General features: G+C 71.9%; 8 protein-coding genes. 2 read left to right on the forward strand and 6 right to left on the reverse strand.

All coding sequences use genetic code 11. From position 1 onward, the window contains the following. The first annotated feature begins 36 nt into the window (after positions 1–36). Positions 37–5,925, forward strand: a complete 5,889-nt coding sequence (mobF, locus tag V3N99_08245; protein ID MEO3936736.1) for a MobF family relaxase — start codon at positions 37–39, stop codon at positions 5,923–5,925. Between the two features lie 329 nt (positions 5,926–6,254). Here the strand turns inward: mobF and V3N99_08250 are convergent, their stop codons facing one another. Continuing rightward, positions 6,255–6,572, reverse strand: coding sequence for a helix-turn-helix domain-containing protein (locus tag V3N99_08250; protein ID MEO3936737.1), 318 nt, complete (start codon positions 6,570–6,572; stop codon positions 6,255–6,257). 706 nt (positions 6,573–7,278) lie between these two features. Between V3N99_08250 and V3N99_08255 the strand changes: the two genes are divergently transcribed. After that, on the forward strand, positions 7,279–8,271 hold the full coding sequence (locus V3N99_08255) for a DUF4916 domain-containing protein (protein MEO3936738.1): 993 nt from the start codon (positions 7,279–7,281) through the stop codon (positions 8,269–8,271). 1,435 nt (positions 8,272–9,706) lie between these two features. Here V3N99_08255 and V3N99_08260 read toward each other — a convergent pair. The 5 genes from V3N99_08260 to V3N99_08280 all read right to left on the reverse strand — a co-directional run bounded on the left by V3N99_08260 (position 9,707) and on the right by V3N99_08280 (position 16,119). Continuing rightward, positions 9,707–10,372: a hypothetical protein gene (locus V3N99_08260; protein MEO3936739.1), complete on the reverse strand. Its 666-nt coding sequence runs from the start codon at positions 10,370–10,372 to the stop codon at positions 9,707–9,709. Further along, entirely contained in the window at positions 10,369–11,901 is a 1,533-nt protein-coding gene (locus V3N99_08265) for a TraM recognition domain-containing protein (protein MEO3936740.1), read from the reverse strand. Before V3N99_08265 ends, V3N99_08260 begins: the two co-directional genes overlap by 4 nt. A gap of 41 nt (positions 11,902–11,942) precedes the next feature. Further along, positions 11,943–12,554, reverse strand: a complete 612-nt coding sequence (locus V3N99_08270; protein ID MEO3936741.1) for a hypothetical protein — start codon at positions 12,552–12,554, stop codon at positions 11,943–11,945. Positions 12,555–13,100: 546 nt separating this feature from the next. After that, on the reverse strand, positions 13,101–14,357 hold the full coding sequence (locus V3N99_08275; GenBank protein MEO3936742.1) for a peptidoglycan DD-metalloendopeptidase family protein: 1,257 nt from the start codon (positions 14,355–14,357) through the stop codon (positions 13,101–13,103). A gap of 157 nt (positions 14,358–14,514) precedes the next feature. Further along, positions 14,515–16,119, reverse strand: a complete 1,605-nt coding sequence (locus tag V3N99_08280; GenBank protein MEO3936743.1) for an ATP-binding protein — start codon at positions 16,117–16,119, stop codon at positions 14,515–14,517. Positions 16,120–16,225: the final 106 nt, after the last annotated feature.

Consider the following 16,225-nt stretch of genomic DNA (forward strand, 5'->3'; position numbering starts at 1 on the left):
CCGAGCGGCGGGGCGTCGCTTTCGGCGGGTGTGACCATGTCCATCCACAAGCTGACCGCCGGGAGCGGGTACGACTACCTGACCCGTCAGGTCGCTGCTCAGGATGCGACTGAGCGCGGCCACTCCGGTCTGGCGTCGTACTACACCGCCAAGGGTGAGGCCCCCGGCGTGTGGGTCGGCAGCGGGATGGCCGGCCTCACCGGCCTGGGTGGCCTCGGGCTGGAGGGGCTGGGCGGGCTGAATGGGCTGGCTGCCGGTGACCCGGTCACCGAGGAGCAGATGCGCAACCTGTTTGGGTCCGGCCGGCATCCGATGGCCGAGCAGATCCGGGCCGCAGCGGCCGAGGCTGGGCTCGACATCCGGGCCCAGGACCATGCGTCCTGGCTGGGGAACCCGTACCCGGTCTACGCCGACGACGTGTCGCTGTTCCGTCGCCGGGTCGCGCAGCGGGTGGCCGTCGTCAACCGCGCGCGGGGTCTGCCTGCGGACGCGGCGGGCTCCGTGGCGGACCGCGCCCGGATCCGGACGCAGGTCGCGGTCGAGCTGTTCCGGGAGGAGTTTGGCCGCGACCCCGCCGACGCCCGCGAGGTCGCCGCGACGATCGCCACCCACTCCCGGCCGCGGACCAACGCGGTGGCCGGGTACGACCTGACCTTCTCCCCGGTCAAGAGCGTCAGCACCTTGTGGGCGATCGCGGACAGGGCGACCTTCGCCGCGATCGACCGGGCCCACCACCAGGCGGTCCGGGATGCCCTGACCTACCTCGAGAACAACGCCCTGTTCACCCGGCAGGGCGCCCAGGGCATCCGCCAGGTCGAGACCCGCGGCCTGGTCGCCGCGGCGTTCACCCACCGCGACTCCCGGGCCGGTGACCCCGACCTGCACACCCACGTCGCCGTGGCCAACAAGGTCCAGACCCGACCCGACGAGCACGGCGCCAGCACGTGGCTGGCCATCGACGGGCGTCTGCTGTTCAAGGCCACCGTCGCCGCGTCCGAGACGTACAACACCCGCCTCGAGCACCACCTGCACGCCGCGCTCGGGGTCCGTTTCGCGGCCCGCCCGAACCTCGACCCGCGCAAGCGTGACGTGCGGGAGATCATCGGTGTCGACCCGGCACTGAACCAGCACTGGTCCGCCCGCCGCGCCAGCATCGAAGCGCGGCGGGCGGTCCTGGCCAGCCAGTTCCAGGCCACCCACGGCCGGCCGCCGTCCCCGGTCGAGTCGATCCAGCTGGCCCAGCAGGCGACCCTGGAGACCCGCGACGCCAAGCATGAGCCGCGCAGTCTCGAGCAGCAGCGGGCCACCTGGGCAGGCCAGGCCCGCGAGGTCCTCGGCGGGCAGCGCGCGGTGACCGCGATGCTCGCCTCCGCGCTGTCCCCGCGGCACCTTCCCCCGGCCCGGGTCGACGCCGCCTGGATCACCACCACCGCGGCCGGGATCCGCGACACCCTCCAAGCCCGACGCTCGCACTGGCAGCGCTGGCACGTCGAGGCCGAGGCACTGCGTCAGGTCCGTGACGTCGACCTCACCGCTCTCGACAGGGTCAGCAGCACGAGCAGCTTGGGCAGCTTGGGTAGCACGGGCAGCACCGGCGATCCCTCCGGGCTGGACCGGGTCGTCGGTCTGCTCGTCGACGAGGTCCTGACCCGGCAGTCGGTGCCGTTGACCCGCCCCGGCGATGACGTCGACGTCGATGTCGCTGGGTTGCCGGCCTCGCTGCGGCGCAGCGATGGTGCCAGCGTGTACACGGTCGCCGGATCGGCGCTGTTCACGTCGGCGGACCTGCTGGCGGCCGAGGCGCGGATCGTGGCCCGCGCCGGGCAGGTCGACGGCGCCCGCGTCCCGCCGGCGACGGTCGACCTGGCCATGCTCGCCTCGACCGCGAACGGGCTGCCGCTGAACGCCGGCCAGGCCACCCTGGTCCGGGCGATGGCCACCTCCGGGGCGCGGGTCCAGCTCGCGATCGCTCCCGCCGGCGCGGGGAAGACCACCGCCATGCGGGCCCTGGCCCAGGCCTGGGTCGACGGCGGCGGGCAGGTCCTCGGGTTCGCCCCGTCCGCGGCCGCGGCCAGCATCCTGGGGCAGAACCTGGGCGAGCACCTCGGGGCCACCACCGACACCATGGCCAAGCTCATCTGGCACCTGCACCATCCCGACGTCGCGGCGCTGCCCGAGTGGGCCGACCAGATCGGGCGGCGGACCCTCGTCGTGGTCGACGAGGCCGGGATGGCCGACACCCTGAGCCTCGACACGGTCATCGAGTTCGTCGTCTCCCGCGGCGGGTCGGTCCGTCTGATCGGGGACGACCAGCAGCTCGCCGCGGTCGGCGCCGGCGGTGTCCTGCGCGACATCCGGGCCACCCACGGCAGCCTGCACCTCAGCGAGCTGATGCGGTTCACCGACCCCTGCGAAGGTGCGGCTTCCCTCGCCCTACGCGACGGGCTGCCCGAGGCGCTGGGGTTCTACCTCGACCGCGACCGGGTCCGTGTCGGGGACCTGACCACCATGACCGACGACGTCTTCACCGCCTGGAGGAAGGACCGGACCGCCGGCCGTGACGCGATCATGCTGGCCCCCACCCGCGACCTGGTCGCCGAGCTCAACCAGCGCGCCCGACTCCACCGCCTCCACACCACCAGCAGCGGCCCCAACCGCACTGTCACCACCCGCAGTTCCGTCACCACCCGCAGTTCCGTCACCACCCGCAGTCCCCTCACCATCGGCGCCACCGGCGCCACTGTCACTGACCTTGATTCTGCCGCGACGGGCAGCGGTGACCAGGGCACCGTGACGCTGGCCGACGGCAACCTGGCCTCGGTCGGGGACCTGGTGATCACGCGCACCAACGACCGGGCCCTGCGAATGAGCGCGACGGACTGGGTCAAGAACGGTGACCGGTGGCGGGTCACCGGGCTCGGCCGTCATGGGGCGCTGACGGTTCAGCACGTCACGAACGGCCGCTTCGTGGACCTGCCGGGCGACTACGTCACGACCTCGGTCGAGCTCGGCTACGCCTGCACCATCCACACCGCCCAAGGGGTGACCGCCGATACCAGCCACACCCTGCTCACCGGCGCCGAGTCCCGCCAGCTGGCCTACACCGCGCTCACCCGCGGACGGACAGCCAACCACCTGTACCTGCAGGTCGTCGGCGACGGCGACGAGCACAACGTCATCCGCCCCGACCACACCCATCCGCCCACCCCCACCGACCTGCTCGAGGGCATCCTCACCCGCGACGACGCCTCCCGCTCGGCCAGCACCCTGCGCGCCGACGCGCACGACCCGGCCGCCCTGCTCGGGGATGCCGTCTCCCGGTACGTCGACTCCCTCCACGTCGCGGCCGAGCAGCGGCTCGGCGCCGCGCAGGTCGCCCGCCTGGACACCGCCGCAGACCAGATCGTGCCCGACCTGACCCGGGCGCCCGCCTGGCCCACCCTGCGCGCCCACCTGATCCTGGCCTCGGCCCACGGCCTCGACCCGGTCCACCAGCTGTCCGCCGCCGTCGCCATCCGCGAGGTCGACACCGCCGGCGACGTCGCCGCCGTCCTCGACTGGCGCCTGGACGACACCGGTCTGCGCAGAGCCGGCACCGGCCCGCTGCGGTGGCTGCCCGGCATCCCCGCCGACCTGGCCGACGACCCCGCCTGGGGCCCCTACCTCGCCGCCCGCGCCGCCCGCGTACGTGACCTGTCTGACCAGGTCGGCGAGCACGCCGCCGCCGCCACCGAGCTGCCGTCGTGGGCCCGGCAAGGGCAGGGCCGGCCGGCGACCGACCTGCTCGTCGACGTCGCGGTCTGGCGGGCCGCCACGAACGTCTCCCCCCACGACCGCCGCCCGACCGGGCCTACCCAGATGAGCACAGCCCCCCACCGCTGGCAGACCCACCTCATCACCCGCCTGGCCCGCCACCGCACCCCCGCCCTAGCCGAGTGGGGCGCCGTCCTCGACCAGGCCCTGACCCACCCCCGCAGTCACCAGCGAATAGACCCCTTCACCCCCCTGCTGGCGGAACGGCTCGCCGCTCTCGGCCGCGCCGGACTCGACGCCCCCCGCATGGTCCGTCGCGCCCTGAGCGAAGGCCCGCTCCCGGACGACCACAACGCCGCCGCCCTCTGGTGGCGGATCGCCGGCCATCTGTCCCCCGCCGTCGCCACCCAGGTCGAGCACGACCACCACCTCGCCACCCCCTGGGCGGACCGGCTGCCCGCACTCATCGGCGCCGACCACGCGACCGCCCTGCGCACCTCCAGCTGGTGGCCCACCCTCGTCGCCGTCGTCGACCACGCCATCGCCCGCGGCCAGAGCATCGACGACCTGCTCACCCCCACGTCGAACGCCGCCGACGATCAGGCCGGCGACGACCTCGACCCGTGCCAGGCCCTGGTCTGGCGCATCTCCGTCCTCAACGACCCACCCCCACCCGAGGACGAGGACGCCCTCTGGCCCGACCCGCACGCGGCACCCGAGGAGGAGACCAACCCCTTCTGGGACGACGACGACCAGCCCCCCTGCGCCCCGACCGGCTCGGAGTGGACCACCCTCCACCCCCTCGACCCGCTCGACGACGAGGCGCCGCAGCTCGAGTCGAACCTGGTCGACGTCGACGACAGCGACCTGGATGCAGCACCAGTCATGGACGATGACGCGGTCTTCGCCACGCTCGCGTGGGCCGCCCGCGCCCGCGAGTTCGCCGGCGTGCTGGATCCCACCGACCAGGAGGTTGACACCCTGCTCGCCCGCGCCTACGACGCCGACACCGCCGAGGTCAGCCCCGCCCGGATCCTCGAGCTCAACCAGGTCGCCGTCGACTACTATGCCCGGCACCTCCCCGGCTCATGGGCCCAGACCTACCTCACCGACCGGCTCGGGGTCGACCTGACCGGGGACCCCCACGTTCGTCCCGGCTACGCCCCACCCGGCTGGACGGGCCTCGTCCGCCACCTGCGCCGCCTCGGCGCTACCGACATCGAGCTGACCGCCTCCGGTCTTGCCTCGACCAGCCGCCACGGCACGATCATCGACCGCTTCCGCGACCGCCTCGTACTCCCCATCACCCGCCTGTCCCCGGCCGGGCAGATCGAGCCGCTGGGGTTCGTCGCCCGCCGCCACCCACAGCGGTTGCAGCAGGACGGCGGCCCGAAGTACCTCAACACCCCCGACACCGACCTGTTCCACAAGGGAGCGCAGCTGTACGCCGTCACGGAGGGCCTGATCACCTCCGGCGCCACCCCCGTCCTCGTCGAGGGCCCCCTGGACGCCCTCGCCGTATCCGTCGCCGGTCGGGGCCGGTTCGTCGGACTGGCGCCCCTCGGCACGTCCCTCACCCAGGAGCAGGCCCGACACCTCGCCCGCGTCGCGCACGAGGCAGGGCGGCAGCCCATCGTGGCCACCGACGCTGACACTGCCGGACAGGTCGCCGCCCAGCGGGACTACTGGCTCCTGACCCAGCACAACCTCACCCCCCACACCATCGCGCTACGACCCGGTAGCGACCCCGCCGACCTCCTCGCCCTGCACGGACCCGCCGCGCTCCGCGAGACCCTTGACGCGCACACACCACTGGCAGAGGCCCTGATCACCGAACGGCTCGAGCACCTCGCCGGTCTACACGCCGCCCGTCAAGCCGTCCTCGTGCTCGCCGCAAGCGACCCAGCCACCTGGAACAACGGCGTCGACCGGATCGCTGCCAGCACCTGTCTCCCCGCCACTGCTGTCCGCCGCCACCTCGCCGCCGCAGTCCACCAGCGCGACCACGACCCCCACACCAACACCAAGGAACAGATCAACGACCTATCTACCGTCCGTAACCGGATGGCCCCCTCGGACATACCCGTCGCCGCCACGGTTCCTCCCTCCCCACTGAGTGCGGCCACGCCAGTTCCCCACCCAGCCCGTCGAAACCCTAGTCGCAGCCTGTGAGCCGCACCGCTGGCTTGACCTGAGCTGCAGCGCCAGTTCACCACGGGTGCGGAGGGACATCGACCTGGACAGAACAGAACTACTCATCGGGTCATCGATCCTGGATCTCACCCTGCAAGGCTGACTTGCTGTGAACCACTGGAATCAAACCCTAATCCACCGGGTTCGAGCTGGGCGACGATTAAGAGGCTTCACGACACCGGTTCCTTGCGTGCACCTTCCCGTCTTGCTCACCAGGCACGGCCCGTCCGGTAGTGCCGAACCGCCCTGACTTTGTCGCGGCTGCTCCCACCCTTCCCGGCGTTCCCCGAGTCAGGCTGCCGCCAGCTTCACCTCGTCGCTACGACGACCAGGCGATGCAGGTCTCTCACCTCCATCCGAAACAACAGCGCCTCGTGGCGCACCACATGCTCGTCGACGCCTAAGGTCTCGACCCCGTCTAACCGGGTCGGGTCAGCGTCCAGGACCTCGAGCAGCGGCTTGACCGCACGCCACACCGTCTTCCAGGTCGTGCCGAGCTGGCGGGCCAACCCCAGGATCGAGGCGTGCTCCCGGCATAGCTGCCGGGTCGCCCACCACGCCGCCCGCGTCGTCAGCAGCCCGCGGGGCCGGGCCACCCGTTCGTCCTGCTCGGTGAATACCGCCACCGGGCACGCCGGCTCGAGGCAGGACCAGGTCCGCTTCCACCACTCGATCGTGACCGGCCGGCCCAAGCACGGCGCGTCGATCAGATCGACCTCACACCGGCCGTGGCTGAGGGCCACGACCCCGCAGGAAGGGCACCCCATCAGCCCTGGCGGGGACTCGACCCGGCACCCGCAGATGCTCGTCCTCCGTGGTGGGCACGTCGAGGACGTGGAGCCCGTCCAGGCCCACGAGAAGGTCGCAGTTGCCGCAGTACGCGGTCGGGGAGCAGTGGCGTGCAGCGCAGCGCGACGTAGGCCCGGTCATCGCCGAGGTCCTCACGGAAACGGTGCTTGGTCGTTCCACATCCTGAGGGCCTCGACCCCACTCTCAGCGCATCACCCCACTTGGGCGTGTCATCCCCGCCCCTATCTCAAGTTCCAAGAGCCGGTAAACCCACTGCCGCCGACGCCGAGCTCTGGGACGTCATGGGTCACCTCGGGATGGACCCGCGCGACTACGAGACCCGTTGACATTCGAGTCGGACAGAAGGGCTTGCAGGTTCGACGTCGTTGGGCACGTCTGACTCACGATCGGGGCCCCTAACTCGTTGATCCACGGACCCTGGCCAGTGCGTCACGGAGGACGCACTGCAGGCACCTTCCCAGGTGTCCATCGGGAACCACTGACCGTTCGGGGGTCCCAAGACAGGTGTGGTCGAATGTGCAGGTGATCGGACCGCCAGGAGGAAGCAGCAACCCCCTTCTCCCGCCGGAGTTTTGGGAGCGGATCAGCACGGCGGTCCCCATCGCTTGCGTTGACATCCTCCCCGTGCGCCGGAGCGCGGACGGTTCTCTGTCCCACATTGGTCTCATCCTGAGGGAGAGCCCGTGGGGTGAAATCTGGTGCCACCTCGGGGGCCGCGTCTTCTACGGCGAGACGCTGGCCGCGGCGGCTCATCGCCACCTCGAAGCAACCCTCACCAACATCGACCGAGCGCAGATGGCGACCCGCCCATTCTTCGTCAACCAGTACCTCGTCGAGCCCAGGCCGGGCTCCGGCTACGGGTGGGACCCGCGAAAGCATGCTGTCGCCACGTGCTATGTCGCCAATTTCCCCGACGGGGTGACGTGCGGGGCGATGGGCGAGGGCCTCGACTTCGCGTGGTACGAGCTCGACCACCTGCCTCCCGACGCCCAGCTTTGGCCGGGAACCGACGTGATGCTGCAGGAACTACTCGCGCAGGAGGCGGGGTCCGATGCCGGGACCGATGCCGATCTCGCCGTCTTCGCCGCCGTCAGTGACCGGCACAACTCCCACAACGAGCTGATGTGGCAGACGCCCGTCGTGGCGATGTCGGCCATGGCCTTCCTGCTGACCATTGCCCTCGGAGACGGCCGCAACCACACATACCGAGCCGTGGCCGGGATCCTCTCCGCGATGATCGCGCTAGTGAGCCTGCAGCTGATGGCGAAGCACTCTCGAAGTCAGCGTAATGACGCCGACCTGCTGCACTCCATGGAACAACAGCTTCACATGACTCTGGCGCACGCCCCACCTGCACCGCGCACGAGCCGGATGACACGGCTGAGTGACGGTCTTCTCGGACGTCTCGAGCGCAGGCTGGAGCTGGGCCGGAGCAGGCGTTGGTGGATGTTGGCGATGGCTGTCCTGGGGCTGGTGAGCGCAGGCGTCGCGATCGACGCGCTACGCCCGGGCTGACCTCTCGGACGGAGGGAACGGTCGGCTGACCGCCCACATCGGCCCCCCGTTCGTCCGTCAGTTGGCGGGCGGGCAGGGTCACATCGGAAGCGGGGGGAGGTCGTGGGCCCGGTGTTCTTGTGCGCGTGTGGGCACCCGCCGGAGTCGCACGTCGATGTGCCGATCTCGGGGTGCGTGCTGTGCCGGTGCGTCTTGGGACCCGACTCGTGCCACTCCCTGAGAATCTGCATGCCCCGACCGCGCCGCTGCAGTTCAGAGAGCTGCACTTGATTCAAATGACACACTCCGCCCCAGATTCACTCACTCGATGGTGGTTGTGACCATCTCGAGGACCAACCGGCCCACCGATGCGACCGGGAACGATAGGCCAATCATTCTATAACAGCGCGAATCGGGCGCAAGATTGCACGCCCCGGACTCACCTCCGATTGGCGGGCTGTTTCCAACGTGCGCCCAGCCTGCCCATGGTCAGCTGACGTATCCCGGTGTCACGACTCGGGTCGGACGGGACGAGCTGCGGGTGTGGGGACTCGTGCGCAGGACACCCGGACAGGGGCGCGGATTCGGTGGCGTGGATCGCGGTCGAGGCGAAAGCCGATCAGGCGGTGGTCGTCGGTGGAGGATCCGTACGGGCCAGGATGTTCTTGGTGCCGCGGGCAGCTCGTAAGAGGGCGCTGTTGGTGGTGCGGGCCGGGCGGGCGGACATCGCGGTCACTGTGGCCGGGGGTGGCGCATCCCTTGCGGTACTTCGCGCAGGGCAAGTTGACGCGGGAGCTGGGCCCATTGCTGGACCGGTTGCGGGTGCTCGAGCAGCGGCGGCCCGAACTGCTGGATGTGCTGGGTGCGCACTTCGGTGTCGAGGCGTCGGTGGCGGCTCTGGAGCAGGCGGCGACGACCAGGGCGATCGACCTGGACCGTCGGTTGAGGATGTGCTCCCCGCACCGGCAGCCCCGTGCTTTCAGCTGTCGCGCTCGACCCTGCGCATGCGCCATCGCTTTCGCTGGAGGCCACCGATGGAGTACCCCACTCCTTCGTACGGCGGAGTCTCTGGTGCTCACCCTGCTTGGGCCCATCCGGCGAGCCACTGATCCTCCGGGCCGGCGTCTGGGTGCCAGTCACGAAGGCGGGTGGCACGTCGTGGTCGCTGGCTGAGCACGCGCTGAACTTATCGTCGCGGGCTGCCGTGCAGTCGTTCGTCCACAGCGCCTGCCGGATCGAAAGTTGTCCACAGCCCTGGGTTCGGGGGGAGCCAGTCAAAGCAGGGCTGAGGCAGTGCATCAACACCAGCGGCCCGCCCTCACCGACCCCGCTGAATTGCCGAGGGCTAGACCGGAGACGGCGTGTCGTCATCTCGGCCCCTGAACCCACCCACGGATGCGCCACAAGAGCCGTCTTTGAGCGCTGGCGGAGCATGAGCGGGCAAATTCCAGCAGCGTCAGTCGTGCACTTCGCCGGTCTCGACGTCCACGCATGTCCCGTCGACCAGCTGCAGACGTGGCCCGCTCGGCGGCGGCGGAGGCGGCTCGAGGGTCCTCTCGAGCGTGGCGACGTCGCGGCGGAAGACTCGGGCCCGGTCGGTGGTGGCGTCGTGAGCGAGGTGGCGGGTGTGGCGCCCCTGGGCGGGCCACGGCTGGTGGTCCTTGTCGTCGCAGTGCGCCTTGATGCGGTGCCGCATCCGCTCGGTGAACGCGGGCAGGGCGTACCGGTGCCACTCCTCGAGGGCGTCGCCGGTCAGGGCGTGCCCGGCCCGGCGGCGCAGGTCGGCCAGGACGGCGATCTCGTGGACTAGGTGGGGGTGGTGGGGCCAGCAGGCCGGGATCATCCCGGCGACGTCCCAGACGTACTCGTGGTTGACCCAGACCACGACCCGGTCCAGCCAGTCCCACAGGTGGGCCAGCAGCTGCGGGTCGACACAGGTCGGGGGGTCCCAGGGGCGGGCCAGCAGCCGCGGGCTGCCCAGGGCCTTCTTCGCCTCGTCACTGCCGTGCAGGGCGATGTCGAGCTCACGGTAGGCGTGCTCGACCCGGCGGCCCGGCGCGGGGAACCCCTGCGCCGCGACTGCGGCGTTGGGCGTCGGCGTGGTCTGGGGGCGCTCGCTCACCAGACCACGTCCTCGTCGTCACGGCCCTCGCGCTCGGCGTCAGGGTCTCGGTCTCGGTCTCGGTCTTGAGTGTCGTCGTCGTGGTCGGGGAGCAGGTCGTGGGCGAGTCCGCGGCGGCGGGCCTCGACCAACGCGGCGATGGCCCGGGCCTCGGGGGCGATGACGCGGCGGTGGTCGAGCGTCACCGACGCCCGCAGCCGGGACTGGTCCGCGAGCAGGAGCCGCCCAGGCGCGCCCTCGATGCAGCGGTGCAGGCCGGCGATGACCGGGGCGCCGTTCTCCGACAGCACCAGCGCCTGCCCCTGCTTCAGGAGCCGGACCTCGGCGGCGGTGAGGATGGCGATGTCGTCGCCGGAGACCTGCCGCCCACCGCTCTGCCCGAGGTGACCGCTCTGCCAGGTGGTCCGCGAGACCCGGACCTGACCGAGCAGGTCGGAGATCTCCTGGTTGAACGCGACGTGCGTGGACCCGCCGAACACGATGAGGTTGTTGGTCAGCCCGAGCAGGGTGCGCGCCTCCTGCTCCCCGAAGACCGCCGCGAGCTGCGGCCAGGCCTGCGCCGCCCACAGGAACGAGATCCCCATTGCCCGCTCGTTCGCCATCCGCGTGCGCAGCGTCGGCAGCGGGGCGGTCGAGGGCAGCTCGTCGAGGATCGCGTGGAACGGCGGGCACAGCCGCCCCCAGGGCGAGGTGGTCGCACCGGCCAGGGCGGTGTCCAGGACGTGCTCGGCGAACGCCGTCATCAGCGGCGACGCGGACGCGTACGGGTCCTCCCGTCCCAGCAGGTAGATCGTGCCCCCCGCCGCGATGACCTGGGCGACGTCGGTGGCGGGCCGTCCCGGTCCGGGGACACAGCGGCGGCGGATGTCCTCCTGGAAGAACAGGGACATGGCCTGCTGCACCGTGGTGACCGTGTTCCCGGCGGTGCGGTCGTCCCCCTGCAGCGCCCCCGCCAGCAGCCCGTCCCAGAACGGCGCCGCATGCGGGTGCTCCCGCAGGATCTCGGTCGGGGCCGAGGCCGCCAACGGCCTAGCCACCCACCCCAGGACGTCGTGCAGGCTGCGGCCGGTCAGCGCAGCAGCGTGGAAGTAGCCCTGCAGCACCTTCGCCGCCTCCGCCGCGTAGAAGCGGGCCGCGTCGTCGCCGTGGCCGCCGGCGACCGCGCCCGTGACCGTGCCAGCCGTGAAGGCCTTCGCCCGCCGTTCGGCCACCAGCGGGTCGACACACCCCGCGACCGGGTCCCACACCACCTCCGGCAGACCCGGCACCAGCCCGAACGGGTCGAGCACCACACACGGGCGGCCCTGCCCGGAGCGGGCAGTGAATGTCAGCAGCAGGTCGTCGACCTTGGTCAGCGTCGTCAGCGCCGCGCCCGGCGCGTCGATCAGCGCCGGCGCCAGCAGGTCGAGGGTCTTGCCCGACCCCTGCGGCCCGATCACCCCCGCCGTGCGGTCCCACGGCACCCACAGCTGCCCCCCGCGCGGCTCCCTCGCTCGCCCGAGCCTCCACCCGACCTCAGCCGGCCGCACCCGACCCCGCCTCAGCCCTGGTCCAAGTCCCAGTCCCGGGCTCACTGGACCCGTGCCTTCCCCGGACGCGGGCCGCCATCGCGGTGACCGCGGATGCGGTGGTCGCCGACGTCGTCACCGAGACGGTCGCCAGGGTGGTTGCCCGGGTGGTCGCCCGGGTGGTTGCCGACGGGGTGGTCCGCACGGGACTGGTGGCCGCGGTCGCGCCTGCGGGCCGGGCCAGGGCGGGCACCGTACAGGTCGGGCCGGATCACCGGCGCGTGCTGCCGCAGTCGCGTCCGGCCCAGGAGCGCCTCCGCTTGCGCCCGGGTGGCCATGCCCTGCATCCGGGTCGGCCCCCACCGGTCCCACCCGTGCTTGACCGCGGCCACGCAGCCGGTGAGCAGGACCAGCTCGACCACCCCGATCCCCGCCCACAGCAGCCCCGGCCCCGCCGTCCCAGCCCGCCCCGCCGTCCCAGCCGTCCTGGCCGGCCCCGGCACGCCAGCCGGCCCGGTAAGCCCGGCGCCTGCGTCCCCGGAGACGACCCCGGCGACGCTGGTGAACAGGTGTAGCCGGTCGACGAACACCCAGCCGGTCCCGGCGGCCGCGTTGGCCAGCGACCGGCCCACCTGCACACCAAGGACCAACAGGACGAGCACGAATACGATCACGGCCAGCGGAACCTCCCAGGTGAACGGATACGGGCTGGCACGCCGCGAACGCTGCATCACTGCTCCCTGTGCATTGCCCGGTCGATCACTCGGCGGGTGGTGGGTGGGTGGTGGTCGACAAAGCCCCCACCCACGAAAGCGGCGTCACCGGCCCTGGGGCTCACCCTTCCTGGGGTGATGACAGGTGAGCACGAGTACGCACCCTTAAGCACGGCTGAGCACCAGCCGGCTATGGCTCGCCCTCCGGCCGGCCTTCAGCAGGCCGGGCCTCGGGTCACCGACCCCGCGGGTGATCCCGTCGGGCCGGTCTCGTCCGGCTCCGTGAACGGGCCCTCGACGGGGTTCTTGACGGGGCTCTTGACGGGGCTCTTGATTCGGCACCAAGGGCGGGTGCCGCTCCTGCTCGCGGCGCCCCAGGGTGGGGAGCTGGCGACTGGGGTCAGCTGCCTCGAGGTCGTGCGCCGCGCTGTGGGTGCGGCTCTCCTGGGGGTAGCGGCTGAGGATGTCGGGCGGGAACTGGGGGATGGTCAGGGCGTCCGGTCGGACCTAGCTCCCGGGGCGGCAGGTGTTCGGGTTGGTGGGGATGAGGCCGCCGCCGTAGGCGGCCGCGTAGGCGAGGACGTCGTTGACGTACCAGTCGGCGTGGTTGTAGGTGAAGATCGCGTGGCGTACCCCGGCTGGGCCGGTGGTGGCGCCGGCGGCGGTGAGGTAGTGGGCGGCGCTCATCGCGGAGTCGGCGTCGTTGCCGATGTCGGCGCGTCCGTCGCCGTTGCCGTCGACCCCGTAGACCGCCCAGGTGGCGGGCATGAACTGCATGAGCCCTTGCGCGCCGGCGGGGCTGGTCGCCCGGGTCCGGTCGTGGCCGGTCTCCTCCATCCCGATCCCGGCGAGCAGGGTCCATGGCAGGTGGTAGCGGGCGGCTGCGGCGAGGTAGTCGGCCTTGATGCCGGCCGGGATCGGCAGGGCCGGGCTGGTCAGCGATTCAAGCCGGGGGGTGCCGGCCGCCGGCAGGGGGAACCCCGGCCCGCCCGTCCGGCCGCCGTCCTTCCCGCCGGAGCCGCCCGCTCCGGCCGGCCCATACGAAGACGAGGAAGATCCGGTGCCGGCAGGGTCGGCGGGCCGGGGGGATCCGGTGTCGGGCCTGCTCGCCGGTGGGCCGGCGGCGCCGTTCAGGGGCGCCCCGTGCTCGAGCATGAACGGGACGGGGTCCAGGGGTGCGCCGTGGATCCTGACCTCGAAGTGGAGGTGGTCGCCGGTGGAGTGACCGGTCGATCCCTCGACCCCGATCGCCTGGCCGGCACCCACCACGACCCCAGCTGTGGACGCTGAGCCCCTCATGGCGCCAGTAGTGGTGGTCGTGGTGATGATGGGGCCGACGAGAAGGTCTGCGGCGATGCTGGACAGGTGGCCGTAGAGGGTCTGGATGCCGCCGCCGTGGTCGATGGTGACGTAGTGGCCGTACCCGACCGGGTCCCAGCCGGTCGTGGCGGTGCCGGCGGCTGCGGCGAGTACGGGTCCCGGCCCGGGCAGCGAGGCTAGGTCCTGCCCGGTGTGCAGCCGCGTGACACCGGTCAGGGGGTCGACGCGGCGCCCGAAGGGAGAGGTCAGGACGTAGGCCTGCTGGAACGGCACCCGCCACACCCCGGCCCCAGCCGCACCGGTCGCTGAGGTCGAACCGGTGGGGGTGCAGTCCGGTGCCGGTGTCACCGCTGCCGCGGCGGACACCACGAACGCCGCCGCCAGCAGCGGCACCGGGATGGCCACGGCCAGCATCATGGCAATGACGCTCAGGAGCCTCGTCACCGTCGCAGCCCGGCGTGGAGGGCCTGCCGCTGCCATGCGGGGGGTAGGTGACGCCCGTGATGTCGGTGCTGCGGTGGGCGACGCGGCGGGTGTGTCACCAGGTGACTGAGCGGGTGGTCGAGGGGGTGCTCGAGGGGGTGGTGGAGGGGTGGCATGTTCAGACCGCTCCCTCGAGGGCTTCGTTGGTCCAGGTGAGGTGCTCCTCGCTCGGGTGGAGCCGGGTCTCGACCTTGTAGGGGCGTTCCCCGACGAGCCACAGCGCGCGGCCGGTGCGTTGCATCGCCCAGCCGGTCATGACCTGCGTGGCCGGCCGGCCCAGGCCGAGCATGGTGTCGAGCTCGTCGGCGACGCCGGGTTTCTGCCCGTGCAGGATCTTGATGTCGGCCAGGTGCATCAGGTCGCGGGCGATGTTCGCGGCCTGGGAGCCTTGGTCGCCGACGGTGAGCATGTCCGAGGGCTTGTGCGCGTTGGCCCACTGGATGTCGCCGCCGCGGCCGGCGACCCCGCGGGAGAGGCGCAGGTCCTCGTCGAGGCTCTTGACGGCCTCGACGCCGAGGCGCATCGCCTTCCACATCTCGTCGCGGACCACGATGCGCAGGTCGCCGGGGGCGGCGATCTCCCGCATCCCACGGCCCCAGGAGTTCAGGCACACCAGGGCGATCCCGACCGCGTCGTCCCCCAGCGGGGCCAGCCGCGACAGCGACAGCGACTGGATCGGGGCGTCCCAGTCGACGTCGATGGTGGTGTGGTCGTCGAACAGGCCGGCCAGTGCCCCGGACACCAGCTGGCCCAGGGCGTCGCGCAGTAGCCGGGTCTGGTCGAAGAAGTGCTGCCGGGAGGCGTACCGGCACTGCTCGACCAGGGTGTCGCTGGGCTGGTCCAGGTGATGCCACAGCCGCGGGATCGTGGTCTCGGCCAGTGTGGAGCTCCCGGCCGTGTACCCCGTCAGGTCCGCCAGGGCCGCCTTGACCACGACCTCCTCGGACGGACCGAACGGGACCCGCTGCGACCCGATCCGCTGACTGGCGACCAGGGCCCGCACCAGGGTCAGCCACCGGCTGAACACGACCGTGGCCCGGCTGCGCGCCTCATCCGCGTCCAGGGCCGCCCACCCCAGCCCCAACGGCCCGAGACCGAGCGGGTTGATCCGGGCCGGCATACCGGGCCCGAGCACGAACGGCTCGACCCCGAAGAAGTGGCACAGCCGCTCGTACTCGTCCTTGGGGTCGCCCAGGATCAGGGTCCGGTAGCCGAAGTCGCTCATCCGCAGGCAGAACGCCTTCGTCGTCGCGGACTTGCCCGTGCCGGGCTTGCCCAGGCAGATCACGTTGGCGTTGGTGACCGGGATGTCGTCGCGCAGGACCCACCCCACCGGGTCGGCGTGGAACGCCGACCCGGCCAGAACGTCGACGCCCATCTGCGCGCCGGTAGGCGGCAGACCCGGCCCGGCGATGAACGGCCAGAACACCGGGGCCTGGTCCGAGGTCATCCGGTACGCCGTCACCGGCGCGCCCGCCGGGGCCCAGCCCCGCCCCGGGCGGCGGGCACCACGGGCGCTCACGTGCCGGAACAGCCTGGCCTCCTTCCCGGTCACCGGCGCCGGGCAGGTGGTCGGCAGGTCATGCCCGAAGTCGGCCAGCAGCTGGGTCATGTCACGCCCCGTGCCACCGACACCACCGACACCACCGACACCACCAATACGGCTGGTGCGGCCGGTGCGTGGCGCACGGCCGGTGCCTCCCGTGCCGCGCGTGGCGCTCACCGGTACCGTCCTGAGCCCACACCAGCTCCGAGCCATCCGCGGCGACCACCATCAACGGTGGTCGGGGTGCGCACGAGCGGGTCTGCCAGGTCTGCCAGGCGCGGAG

The sequence above is a fragment of the Dermatophilaceae bacterium Soc4.6 genome (assembly GCA_039889245.1).
Taxonomy (GTDB): Bacteria; Actinomycetota; Actinomycetes; order Actinomycetales; family Dermatophilaceae; genus Lapillicoccus.